Source organism: Secundilactobacillus silagei JCM 19001 (assembly GCF_002217945.1).
In the GTDB taxonomy this organism is placed as follows: Bacteria; Bacillota; Bacilli; order Lactobacillales; family Lactobacillaceae; genus Secundilactobacillus; species Secundilactobacillus silagei.
Map to the genome: position 1 here is coordinate 39,404 of NZ_BCMG01000015.1, position 11,861 is coordinate 51,264.

At 48.3% G+C, this 11,861-nt stretch carries 10 protein-coding genes, 3 tRNA genes and 1 rRNA gene; 3 read left to right on the plus strand and 11 right to left on the minus strand.

The window, feature by feature from the left end; genetic code table 11:
- Positions 1–13 precede the first annotated feature (13 nt).
- Genes CES79_RS11745 through trpS form a run of 7 tightly spaced genes read right to left on the minus strand, consistent with a single transcriptional unit; the run spans position 14 to position 6,489 of the window.
- Positions 14–859, minus strand: coding sequence for a DUF72 domain-containing protein (locus CES79_RS11745; protein ID WP_089137314.1), 846 nt, complete (start codon positions 857–859; stop codon positions 14–16).
- Positions 860–893: 34 nt separating this feature from the next.
- Complete coding sequence (locus CES79_RS11750; protein WP_089137315.1) at positions 894–1,475, minus strand: TMEM175 family protein; 582 nt, start codon at positions 1,473–1,475, stop codon at positions 894–896.
- Between the two features lie 55 nt (positions 1,476–1,530).
- On the minus strand, positions 1,531–2,229 hold the full coding sequence (locus CES79_RS11755; RefSeq protein ID WP_054656463.1) for an NAD-dependent protein deacylase: 699 nt from the start codon (positions 2,227–2,229) through the stop codon (positions 1,531–1,533).
- A gap of 27 nt (positions 2,230–2,256) precedes the next feature.
- On the minus strand, positions 2,257–3,216 hold the full coding sequence (locus tag CES79_RS11760; protein WP_054656464.1) for a hypothetical protein: 960 nt from the start codon (positions 3,214–3,216) through the stop codon (positions 2,257–2,259).
- A gap of 2 nt (positions 3,217–3,218) precedes the next feature.
- Positions 3,219–4,493: a hydroxymethylglutaryl-CoA reductase, degradative gene (locus CES79_RS11765; RefSeq protein ID WP_225362433.1), complete on the minus strand. Its 1,275-nt coding sequence runs from the start codon at positions 4,491–4,493 to the stop codon at positions 3,219–3,221.
- A 17-nt stretch (positions 4,494–4,510) separates the two neighbouring features.
- On the minus strand, positions 4,511–5,437 hold the full coding sequence (locus CES79_RS11770; protein WP_054656465.1) for a Ppx/GppA family phosphatase: 927 nt from the start codon (positions 5,435–5,437) through the stop codon (positions 4,511–4,513).
- A 35-nt stretch (positions 5,438–5,472) separates the two neighbouring features.
- A complete protein-coding gene (trpS, locus tag CES79_RS11775) occupies positions 5,473–6,489 on the minus strand; it encodes a tryptophan--tRNA ligase (protein ID WP_054656466.1) in 1,017 nt (338 codons plus the stop codon).
- 397 nt (positions 6,490–6,886) lie between these two features.
- Between trpS and helD the strand changes: the two genes are divergently transcribed.
- The gene (gene helD, locus CES79_RS11780) at positions 6,887–9,196 is read left to right on the plus strand and encodes an RNA polymerase recycling motor HelD (RefSeq protein ID WP_089137317.1); all 2,310 of its coding nucleotides are present in this window, start codon (positions 6,887–6,889) and stop codon (positions 9,194–9,196) included.
- 59 nt (positions 9,197–9,255) lie between these two features.
- Here helD and CES79_RS11785 read toward each other — a convergent pair whose 3' ends face one another.
- Positions 9,256–10,443: a cation:proton antiporter gene (locus CES79_RS11785; protein ID WP_089137318.1), complete on the minus strand. Its 1,188-nt coding sequence runs from the start codon at positions 10,441–10,443 to the stop codon at positions 9,256–9,258.
- Between the two features lie 84 nt (positions 10,444–10,527).
- Between CES79_RS11785 and CES79_RS11790 the strand changes: the two genes are divergently transcribed.
- Entirely contained in the window at positions 10,528–11,082 is a 555-nt protein-coding gene (locus tag CES79_RS11790; protein ID WP_089137319.1) for an NUDIX hydrolase, read from the plus strand.
- A gap of 63 nt (positions 11,083–11,145) precedes the next feature.
- On the opposite strand, the gene CES79_RS11795 is transcribed toward CES79_RS11790, so the two are convergent.
- A tRNA-Leu gene (locus tag CES79_RS11795) sits at positions 11,146–11,230 on the minus strand.
- Between the two features lie 65 nt (positions 11,231–11,295).
- Positions 11,296–11,369 (minus strand) — tRNA-Pro (locus CES79_RS11800).
- 163 nt (positions 11,370–11,532) lie between these two features.
- On the opposite strand from CES79_RS11800, the gene CES79_RS11805 reads away from it, so the two are divergent.
- Positions 11,533–11,605, plus strand: a tRNA-Thr gene (locus CES79_RS11805).
- Between the two features lie 142 nt (positions 11,606–11,747).
- On the opposite strand, the gene rrf is transcribed toward CES79_RS11805, so the two are convergent.
- Positions 11,748–11,861, minus strand: a 5S ribosomal RNA gene (gene rrf / locus CES79_RS11810).

Here is an 11,861-nt window from a genome sequence, read left to right on the forward strand (position 1 = left end):
GGCTACTTGATAATCAGAACAAACTCATTTGCTGAGGGCCTAACCCCGACCACGATAAATGCAGCAGATCGCGCAGTGCCAGCGCGTTGGGAGCGGCGTCACCACCGGAATTATTATTGAAGATCACGCACACTTCTTGAGCCTGATCGGCTAATTCAGTAATGGTTTGAGCAAAGGCCGCGAGTTCATCGTCACTGTACTTATACAGTGTGCGAACCCCGCGCCAGTCCTTGCCCTGATGAAACCAGCCCTGTTCGTTGCGGCCGTGCAGCCGCAGCAGCGCTAACGACTCATCCGCCACCCGAGCGACAAACGGTACGCCATCGTTTAAGCGGTGCGGTTCATCCACGATCACGTGGGTCATGTTGAGGCCTTTCAGATAGCGCATCAGGTCAGCCGTCAGCGCCGGGTCGTACCAGCTAGGGTCACGAAACTCCACCGCAATGGGCAGATCAGCCATCTGGTCACGAATTTCAAACAGCCACTGCAGATTCTCAGTTGTGCGCTGGAAAAAGGGTGGAAATTGGAACAGCACCGTCTTTAATTGATGGGCATGGACCAGTGGCCGAACCATCCGGTGATATTCATAAAATGCCCGTTTGCGGTCTTCATCACTGACCGCGTCTTGACCAATATCATGCTTGGTCATCAGTTTATTGGCTTTGAGAATAAACTGAAAGTTTTCCGGTACCTGTTTTTGCCAGTTGATCACGGTACTTTCCCTGGGGATCCCGTAAAACGGGGTGTCCAATTCCACCGTTGGCAAAACGGCAGCGTATTCCGGCAACGTCACATCTGGTTTGGCGTTTTGAACTAAGGCTGGGTGCTCTTTGAACGTCGTTAACCCAATTGTTATCATCGCACACACCCCTTTCTAATTGGCGAAACACTTTTTACTGCTTGTTTAAATAACGGTCGACCCGGTGATCCGGCACGATCCAGGGAACTAAACAGCCAAAACAAAAAATGGCGGAAAATGGCGGCCAGATAAACGCTAGAATAATACCCAGCAGCGCCATCCCCATTGAAAACCAGGACTTGCGAGATCCCTTGCCAAAGAATTCAGTGAAGACCGAATCTGGTTCATGAGCAGCCAAGAGGGTTCTCACCAGAATGTAGAAACTAATATTGACCGCCAAAAAGACGATTCCCATGGTCGCTTCCGGAGCGGCATATTCCGTATGGCTGCCTGCCCAGGCCGTTGCGATCGGCATCACACTGATCGTCAGCAAAAAGAAGTTGTTCGCCCACAGGACGCCGCCACTAATGGTTTCCGTAATCTGAAATAAATGGTGATGGTTATTCCAATAAACCGTGACGGTCAAAAAACTCAGCAGATACAAGATCAGCTTATACCGTAACGGCCATAGCGCCCCAAAAGTGGTTCCTTTGGGTTCCGGAATTTCCAGTACTAAAATCGTAACGATAATGGCCATTACGCCATCGGTGAACGCCTCTAACCGCGATTTACTCATGTTCGTACCCCCCCGTATTTATGTATGACCGGATAAACCGGTCAAGACGCTGTTATCACACTTGCAGTTGCTCATAAAACTGCGCAGCATCTTCTTGAACCATTTTAAAACTAAAGGGAAACGACAATTTTTCGTTGTTAATGACGATCACCGGTGCCTTAGGGTTACGGTAATCTAATAACCCAGCGAAGGGATAGACCCGCATCGAAGTCCCGGTAATCACGATCAGATCGGCATTGGCCATGGCGTTAACGGCATTTGAAATATTGGCTTCATTCAAGCCCTCTTCATAGAGCACCACGTCGGGTCTTAACTGACCGCCGCAATTTTCATGCACCGGCGACTTTAAGTACGTGTGCCAATCCACCGGTTTGTGGCATTTTTGACAGTAGACCCGGTACAGATTACCGTGAAATTCCACTAAATGTTTCGCCCCAGCTTCACGGTACAGATTATCAATGTTTTGCGTCACAATGGTAGCCCGATCCTGCTGGGTCAGCGCTGCTTGTTTTTCATGAATCACATTGGGTTTGGCATCCGGCTTGTACAAATTGGTCTTCACATAGTCGTAAAACACATCTGGTTCCTGCGTCAAACAACTGTGACTGAGATAATACTCCGCGTTTTTATGATGGGTATACAGCCCGTTGTTTGACCGATAATCCGGTATTCCGGAAGGTGTTGAAACGCCCGCACCCGTTAAAAACACGATGTGCTTTGATTGTTCAAAAGCCCGTTGAATCGTTTCATCCATAAACATGACCCCCGATCATTGTCACCTTTATCTTAAACTATACGGCATTTCTAGTTTCTTAAACAGGTCCTCAACTGAGAGTGAATAAATTGCTTTGTAGTAGTCGGGATTGTCGTTGTCCTTAGTGGGCGCTGAGATCACAAAGGAGTTCTGGCCATCCGCGCGATTGATGCCTACGTAGGCGCGACGCTTGGTTTTAATATCGACCATGTCAGAATGGTACAGTTCAAACATTTGCCGAACCTCTAAGCGTAATTGACGCTTAGAAACCACGTTTGAGATCGTGGCAAATTCCGTCATGTTAATTGGCGGCAGGCCCCAGTCCTTCAATTGGTCATCAAAAGACTTAAACAATTTCACAACGTTACGCCGCAGCGTAAACGGTGAGTCCACTGGCTTTTCAGTGATGAGCGCATACAGTTTCTTAGCGGCAGCAAACGAAATCGGATAATCATTTTCTAGCTGATTATTGACCACTTTGTTTTGGTCGCCATAAAAGACTAATGCATCCAACACAACTAGCAGCCGTAACGTCATTTTATCATCTACCGGCGTTGGTTCTGGGTCGATAGTGGCCCGAACCCCCTTCATGTACATCTGTTCGATCTCATCGTTGATCAGATTGTGCTTACGCTGTTCGCTCACGACCACCATGTGACTGACAGTATCATAGAGTTCCGTGCCCAGCATCATCAGCTGCTGATCTAACTGCTCTTCACCAGTGGAAATGGCAAAGAAGATCTGCGGAAAACCACGCAGCGTCATTAATAGGTGCAGGAGTTCATGAGAAGCCGTATAGTCGGGCGCTGAAAGGTCACTGATCTGAATCATAATGTGATCTTTGTCCTGCACCGCCTGAGCTTGATCATGGCGAACGTAGCCGCTCTGAAGCTGCCCGATAAATTGCAGTTCAACTTTACCGGGGAAAATTTCATTAACCGCGTCTAATAAGGATTGGGTATCCGAATTAATCTCAACGTTTTGCATGCTTATTCTCCTTGTTTTTCTCGAATTTGATTCAATAACTGGGTTGCCTGTGCTTCATTAGGATCTGATAATTTCATCAATTGCTGCGTCAAAGCCGGCGTTTCAACGGCCGTGGCCCCAACTGACATGGCCAGTGAGCGCATTTGCATTTTCATGTGTCCCTGCTGAATGCCGCTTGTAACTAGTGCCTTTAAGGCCGCAAAATTCTGAGCTAAGCCCACGGCAACGATCAGCATCATCAGTTCTTCTGGCGATTTGATCTGGGCAATTTTTTGGTTAATTGCTACCAAAGGCAAGACTTTCGTAGCACCGCCAACCACCCCGATGGGCAGCGGCAACGTCAGCGTCCCTGTCAGCTGGTTATCTGTCAGATGCCATTGACTAAGGCCGCGGTACTGACCATCCGTGACGGCAAAGGCATGGGCAGCACTCTCGATAGCGCGCCAATCATTACCCATTGCAAGCACCACGGCATCCACGCCATTCATGATTCCTTTATTGTGTGTCACTGCACGCATGGAATCAAGCTGGGCGATCCGGCTGGCCTGTTCGATTCGCTTAGCTACCCGTTTAGCATCGTCAAAATCATTTGCTAACTGACCCACCGGAATCGATACGGTGGCCGTCGCGAGACTTTGATCACCAGCATTGGACAAAATGCTAAACAACGTGGTGTGATGCAGCTTATTTTGGATCACATCCGCAATGGCTTCTAGCATCGTGTTCATCATGTTAGCACCCATTGCCGACTGAACGTCAACCGTCAGATCAATTGAAACAAACCCTTCACCCAGATCACGGGTCCGAATCGTCTGGGGGCCACCACCGCGTTTCACGATGGAAGGATGGGCCTGTCTGGCCACTTCCAGTAATTCATTTTGGTGCAGGGCGACCCAGTCATCGATGGAAGCGTACACCCGCACATCGCTTAGCACCACTTGCCCCGTTAACAGCCGGGAACGGACAGTGGCCGTAATGCCGCCAGCCTGGGCTAATTGCTTCGCCCCGTTGCTGGCAGCCGCGATCACGCTGGGTTCTTCGGTCACCATTGGAACAACGTATTCGTGCTGGTTGACCAGAAAGTTGACCGCCACGCCCTCGGGTAATTGATACGTGGTCAAATAATTTTCAATCAGTAACGGTGCATCGCCTTGATCTGCACGCTGCTGAAGTTCCTGTTGCTCCGTTTCAGACAGTCCTAATGTTTTCGCTAAAATAGCTAATCGCTGTTCCGGTGTCCGCTTATAAAACTGTGAAAACGCCGCATTCATGTTCATCTATCCTCTATCTATCATTAATTATAGTCGTGATTAAGATATGCGTGAATGATCCCCTCACGCACACCGCTTTCCGAGAAGATCACTCGGTCTGAATCTAACATCTGCAGTAAGATCACCAGTGGCATAATGCCCCCGATGATAATGTCCGCCCGGTCTGGTTCGAGGCCAGAGAGCTGCTGGCGCTCAGAACAGTTTTTCTGCAGTAACGTACTAAACAGCCGAAAAACTTCCTGCGTTGTCAGCTGGTAGCCATGAATCTGGTCAACGTGCAGTATCTGCTGCTGACGCCGGCTCATCCGTGCCAGCGAGCGGTGAGCACCGCCCAGTAAGATCAAGGGTTTGGCCTGTGCTGCTCGCAACCACCAAATATCTCTCAGCCGCTGCCGTAAAAAGACCGTGGCGTCAAAGAAATCCGCTGCGTCAACTTTGTCAGATAAATTGAACTGTTCTGATAAATTGACCGCGCCAAACGGGATACTGATCAGATCACTTGCTTTACCGGCACTAATGTTCACCATTTCCAGACTGGCGCCACCAACATCCAGCATTAGGGCGTCTGCTACCCGTAACCGGTTTTTCACGCCCAGATAGTCGTAGTAAGCCTCGTCATCACCAGATAAAATATCTAGTTTAAGGCCAACTGTCTGTTGAACCCGTGCCAGAAATTCCGCTTGATTTTTCGCCTGACGAACAGCCGCCGTGGCAATCGCTTTGACCGTCAAATTAGGCAGCGACTCGTAGTGAGCCTTAAATTCCCGCATTGCGTCTAACGTCCGCTGAATGGCTGTCTCCTGGAGAATCTTTTCATCGCCCATCCCTTCGGATAAACGCGAATCTTCCTTATAACGGGCCACTTCACGAAAGGTTTTATCCGGCCGAATTTCATTAATCGCCATGCGGACTGAATTAGAGCCCAGATCAACGATCACTAAATTCTCCATCACCCGACGCCCCCTCTTATCATCGTCAACATTTTTTAGTCGAAGTAGTTCAGTCCCATGGCACCCACAACTTCTTTTAACGTTTGGTTTGCAACCACGTTGGCCTTTTCGCTGCCGTCCTGTAAGATCTTGTAGACACCAGGAATATCCTGAGCATACTGTTCACGACGGGCACGAATTGGGTCCAATACTGCTTGCAAAACATCGTTTAAATACCGCTTAATTTTAACATCTCCGAGACCACCATGTTGATATTGGGCCTTCAAATCAGCAATCTTTTCAGTGTCTTCACCAAAAATATCTAGGTAAGTAAACACGGTGTTGCCCTCAACGTGGCCGGGATCTTCCACGTGAATATGGGTTGGGTCAGTGTACATTGACATGACCTTCTTTTGCACCGTATCCGCATCGTCTGACAGGTAGATGGCATTGTTCAATGACTTACTCATCTTAGCGTTGCCATCCAGTCCAGGAATTCGGCCTTCACCCTTTGGTGGGAAGTAGCCTTCAGGTTCAACCAGCACTTCACCATAGATACTGTTAAAGCTCCGAACGATTTCGCGGGTTTGTTCCAGCATCGGTTCTTGGTCTTCACCAACGGGGACGGTAGTGGCCTTGAAGGCCGTGATGTCAGCAGCTTGGCTAACGGGATATATGAAGAAGCCGGCTGGCACGCTTTGGCCAAACTTCTTTTGTTTAATTTCAGTCTTGACCGTTGGGTTACGTTCCAGACGTGACACCGTGACTAAGTTCAGATAGTGCATGGTCAGTTCACTCAAAGCTGGAATCTGTGATTGCACCAGAATGGTTGACTTCTTAGGGTCAATACCAACGGCTAAATAGTCCAAGGCCACTTGGATCAGTGAGTTGCGAATCTTTTCTGGATCCCGGGCGTTATCCGTCAAGGCCTGTTGGTCAGCAATCATAATGAAGGACTCGTAATCACCGGAATTTTGTAACTTAACTCGGTTTTGCAACGACCCCACGTAATGGCCAATATGCAGCTTACCAGTTGGTCGGTCACCCGTTAAAATAATTTTCTTATTGCTCATCATAATCTCTCCTTTGTATTTATGCCCGTCTTTTGGCGCGGTGATCCGGCTACTAAAAAGACGCCCCATTGCGTATGCAATAGGACGTCAACCGCGGTACCACCTAAATTTGTGACTAAAAGTCACCACTCTTGCCGATAAGGAGGCATCCAAAAATTCAATTGTCAGCTCCAAATTGATCATCGTGGCCATTTACAGCAATCATGGTCTCTCTGAAGTGATGATCTCGACGCACTGACGAATTTTTCAGCTATATAAAGTTCCTATATAATGGTTTCTATTTTAAGCAATTTAGTGGGTGTTGTCAAAGTTCAATCCGTCACGAGTTTTTCCAATTGACACAACTACCTAATCACACTAGAATGGTTCAAGCACATTAAACGAAAGAGGCGGTTTTTTGGAATCACATGAACAAAAAATTGAACAGCAACGCGTCGATTCGGTGATTCATCAAATTACCGCAAAAATTAAGTCGGTCTCCATGGAGTACAGTAAGGCCCATGCCGAAATGAAGCTGGTCCAGCAAAACTACAGTGCCAACACCTCCGTGAACTACGTGGAAGTTGATGACCGAATTGATACTTCGGCCGAACTGCAGCAGCAACGGGCCTTAGCTTCCCGACTGATTGAAAATGAACAGATCATTTCTAATCAATTAAACGTTTATCAAGACCTCGAAAAGTCCCCCTACTTTGGGCGGATCGATATTCAAGACCCCGGTGAAACGGAGCAGGACCGGCTGTACATCGGGACGGCTTCCTTTACCGATGAAAACGAGAATTTTCTCGTGTACGACTGGCGGGCACCAATTTCCGCTATTTACTACAACGGGACGTTAGGTGACGTCACCTACGACACGCCAGCGGGGAAGCAGCTCACTAAACTGACTAAGAAGCGCCAGTTCTTAATTCAAAACGGTCAGATCGAAAGTATGTTTGACACCAACGAAACCGTGGGTGATGAGATGCTGCAGCACGTGTTGGGGCAGCAAAACGACGAAACCATGCAAAACATCGTGGCGACGATCCAGCGCGAGCAAAACGACATCATCAGAGATACCCGTTCCGACTTACTGGTCGTCCAAGGGGTCGCCGGTTCAGGCAAAACTTCCGCGATCTTACAGCGAATTGCGTTTCTGCTCTATCATAGCCGCCAGGAACTGCAGGCTGATCAAATCGTTTTATTCTCACCCAACAAACTGTTCAGCCACTACATCTCAGACGTGCTGCCCAGTTTAGGTGAACGTAATATGCGCCAGGTCACCCTAGCGGACTTTCTCACCCAGCGGCTGCAGGGTCTGAACGTGGAATCGTTATTTGACCGTTACGAAAAGGATTTGGATTTGACCCCTGAACAGCAGGCATTGGTCGATTACAAATCATCGTCACAGTACATGCACCAAATTGCGGACTACTGTCAGCATTTAGCACCGACCCACTTTAAATTCAACCACATTTACTTTAACGGCCGGGTGTTCTTTGATAAAACCGACATTGAGCAGATTTATCAAGGCCTGCCGCACCTGCAGCCAGCCGAGCGCTTCTTACGCACGAAGAACATCTTGATCAAGCGCCTGAAGCACCGAATCGGTCAAGAAGCCAAATCCGACTGGGTCGCCGAAGAAATCGATCAGCTCTCAGATGAGCAGTACCACAATTTGTTAGGGTCCAAACGACGCCACGATTTTCAGGAGATCGATGCCGAAACCAACTACATTGCCCGCAAGATCGTCACCCGGCGCCTGCGAAAAGTGTACGATGCCATCTACAATAACTACTTCTTGGATATTTACAGCCAGTACGCTGACTTCATGGATACGGTGGCTCTTCCTGATAACGTTTCTGCTAAGAGCATGGCAACCGGTAAACAGAATTTCTCCCACGATATCGAATTTCACCGCTGTGAATTAGTAGATGCCGCCCCGTTGCTCTATATTCGCGACATTCTTACCGGTGGCGGTCAAAACCACGCCATGCAGCACTTATTCGTGGATGAAATGCAGGATTATTCCATTGCGCAGTTGCAATACTTGCATCACGCGTTTCCTAAAGCCCACATGACTTTCTTAGGTGATGCTGAACAAGCCCTCTTTAAGGCGGTTCAGACGCCTGAAGAATTACTCACGAGCTTGCGAGACGCCTTTCAGGTTCGCCGGCCACGGTTATTAAAATTAAACCGTTCTTACCGGTCAACGTTACCGATCACGACCTTCGCCAAGGCACTCTTACCAGACGGCGACCAGATTGAAGCGTTCAACCGGCCAGGCCAGTTACCGCGATTAGTTATCCGCTATGATGCTGAGAGTTGCTATGAGGCCTTAGCGTCTGAAGTGACCAGCTTACGCGCTGATTATGGTACGGTGGCCATTTTGACTAAGAATTTGGAACAGGCGCACGAGGTCTATCAAAAGCTCCACCATCAAACCAGCGATGTGACTTTGATGACCGATGCTGATCTGTCCCTGCCAAAGGGAACCCTGATCATGCCGATTTACCTGGCCAAGGGGCTGGAGTTTGACGCTGTGATCGCCTGGGACGTTTCCGCGACTAACTTTCCCAATGAACGTTTCACCGGGACGTTATACACCATCGCGACCCGTGCCATGCACCAACTCGTTTTGATGAGTCTCGGCCCAGTCTCGCCACTGATTGCGTCGAATAAAATGCCGAAATCAGTCTTGCAGATCGAACATGAATTAACAAATTAATTTTAAAAAAAAGCGTCCTGAAGATCGTCGTAACTGACCGTCTTCAGGACGTTTTTTGATTAAACCTTCTCGTTTATGGGTTTAGCTGGATTTTTACTTAGTTTTAACGCCTGTTTGAGCATGAATGGTGCGATCATCGTCGCTAAAATGATGACCAGCACCATTTTAGAATAGGTAGCATTGGAGAGTAGCCCCGCCTGCAGACCGATCTGCACGGTGATCATCCCCATTTCACCGCGGGAGATCATCCCGGAACCGATCACATAACTGCTGTGCCAGCTAAAGCCAGTCAGCCGGGCACCTAGCCCGCAGCCCATTAATTTGGTTAAACAAGCAAGCAGCGTCATCACTGCGATCAGTCCCAGTGACTGCCCCAAGTAACGAAAGGACATGCTGAGACCGATGCCCACGAAAAACAGCGGAACGAAGGCCGCGTAGCCGATCGGTTCCATATGGGCTTCAACCACTTTTCGATACGAGGTTTGAGCAACTGCGATCCCCGCAAAAAACGCCCCGACTGCGCCACTCAGCCCAACCGCATCGGCCGCCCATGCCATCCCTAGACAGATCACCATGGACATGATCGTGACACTGGAATTCATGAGTAATTTTTCGCTGATACTCATCAAATAAGGCGCAATCCAGCGAACAACCAGGTAAGTTCCACCAAAAAAGGCCACCTGCTCCAGTAAGATCAAGCCAATATTCGTATGCTGGCCACTGGTCTTCAACCCTTGAGTCCCCATGAGACTGATCATGATGGATAACAAGATCACACCCACGATGTCGTCAGCCACCGCAGCCCCCAGGATGGTTGCCCCTTCCGAGGTATCCAGTGCATGGTATTCGCGTAAAACGGCCACCGATATTGAAACTGATGTGGCACTAAAAATAACACCTATGTATGCTGCTTCAAATACTGAAAAGTGAAAGGCAACTGCCGCGCCACCCATACAGACAACCGGCATAACAACCCCGCATAGGGCAACGATAATTGCTGGTTTAAAGAACCGCCGCAACAGCGCTAAATTACTTTCCAAGCCACCAATAAACATCAGCATGATGACCCCAATATCTGAAAAGACATTCAGTAATTGGTTGGGCTGCACCCAGTTAAACATGGCTGGCCCCACTACGATTCCCACTAAAATTTGGCCAATGACGGACGGCATTCCCATCCGGTTTGAGAAGTGCCCAGCAAAGGTCGTTAACACCAGCAGGAGGCATAATGTTCCTATAAAGTTCACACTCATCACCTCTTGTAGTAAAATAGTGCTGCGTCATTCAGCACTAAATAGAATATAACACTAACCAGAAGGGAAATCTTGTACATGTTTAAAAATTGGCGTCAAGCTGGTCACATTAAGAACCAAACACCTCAATATCAAGGCCGGGTATTTTCCGTTGCCCAGTGCAACATTGATACCCCGGATGGTCTTTCGGTTGAAAGAGACCTGATCCACACGGCACCAACGGTTACGATCCTAGCCCTCACGGACGATCAGCGCGTGGTGCTGACCAGTGAATACCGGGTAGGAATCAATGCCGATTCCGTTTCACTGCCAGCTGGTATTATCAATCCTGGTGAGTCACCAGAAGCCGCTGCCAAACGTGAATTTCAAGAAGAAACCGGCTACCTCGCGCGCTCCGTTCAAGTGATGACCACTGTGACCTCATCTGAAGGCTTTATGGACCAAACGGCAGCCCTCATTTTATTACGGTTTGATCCAGCTAAACGGACTGCTACCCACTTTGACGCAGACGAATTTGTGACGACTGAGCTCGTTGATTTGAATCAAACCTTAGACTGGATCAAAGCGGGTAAGATCAATACTGCGCAGGCATTAGCAGCAATCGGTTATTATCAGCTCTATTTAGCGAATTAAAAAAGCAACCTGATCAGCAGTCATTGTAAACCGCTCATCAGGTTGCTTTTATTTACACTATGATACCGGAGGTGGGGTTCGAACCCACACGTCCTCAACGGACACTGGATTTTGAGTCCAGCGCGTCTGCCAGTTCCGCCACTCCGGCATATGCTCATTAGTTACGATAGCATATCGAATCTGTACTTGTGATACAAGACATATGATTTGCTATCGGGAAGACAGGATTCGAACCTGCGACCCCCTGGTCCCAAACCAGGTGCTCTACCAAGCTGAGCTACTTCCCGAAGACGTTTTATAAATTGCCAACTATATTAGTATACTACTCTGGTTTAGTTTTGACTAGCACCTTTTTAAGACATTTTGTAATCAATTGACTTTAATCGACTTTAATCGATTTTGATCAATTGTCAGGTTGTGAGAACGATGGCGTGTAGTATAATATGAATTGCCGCTGTAGCTCAGGAGGTAGAGCACTTCCATGGTAAGGAAGAGGTCATCGGTTCAAATCCGATAAGCGGCTTTAAAATGCACGATCAGGATGAATCATCAACCGGTTACAGTTCAATCAGACAATGATCCAAACTGAAGTATAACCTGTTGATGATTATAAATTAAAAGGGATTAAAAAAGCAGTCATCGATTACTCGATGACTGCTTCGTTTGCGTGGCAACGTCCTACCCTCGCAGGGGGCGATCCCCCAACTACTCTTGGCGTGCTGAAGCTTAACTACTGTGTTCGGCATGGGAACAGGTGTATCCTTCAGGCTATCGCCACC

Coding starts and splice junctions, on each gene's coding strand:
- CES79_RS11745 (WP_089137314.1), bottom strand. CDS start 859: ATGATAACAATTGGGTTAACGACGTTCAAAGAGCACCCAGCCTTAGTT.
- CES79_RS11750 (WP_089137315.1), bottom strand. CDS start 1,475: ATGAGTAAATCGCGGTTAGAGGCGTTCACCGATGGCGTAATGGCCATT.
- CES79_RS11755 (WP_054656463.1), bottom strand. CDS start 2,229: ATGGATGAAACGATTCAACGGGCTTTTGAACAATCAAAGCACATCGTG.
- CES79_RS11760 (WP_054656464.1), bottom strand. CDS start 3,216: ATGCAAAACGTTGAGATTAATTCGGATACCCAATCCTTATTAGACGCG.
- CES79_RS11765 (WP_225362433.1), bottom strand. CDS start 4,493: ATGAACATGAATGCGGCGTTTTCACAGTTTTATAAGCGGACACCGGAA.
- CES79_RS11770 (WP_054656465.1), bottom strand. CDS start 5,437: ATGGAGAATTTAGTGATCGTTGATCTGGGCTCTAATTCAGTCCGCATG.
- trpS (WP_054656466.1), bottom strand. CDS start 6,489: ATGAGCAATAAGAAAATTATTTTAACGGGTGACCGACCAACTGGTAAG.
- CES79_RS11790 (WP_089137319.1), top strand. CDS start 10,528: ATGTTTAAAAATTGGCGTCAAGCTGGTCACATTAAGAACCAAACACCT.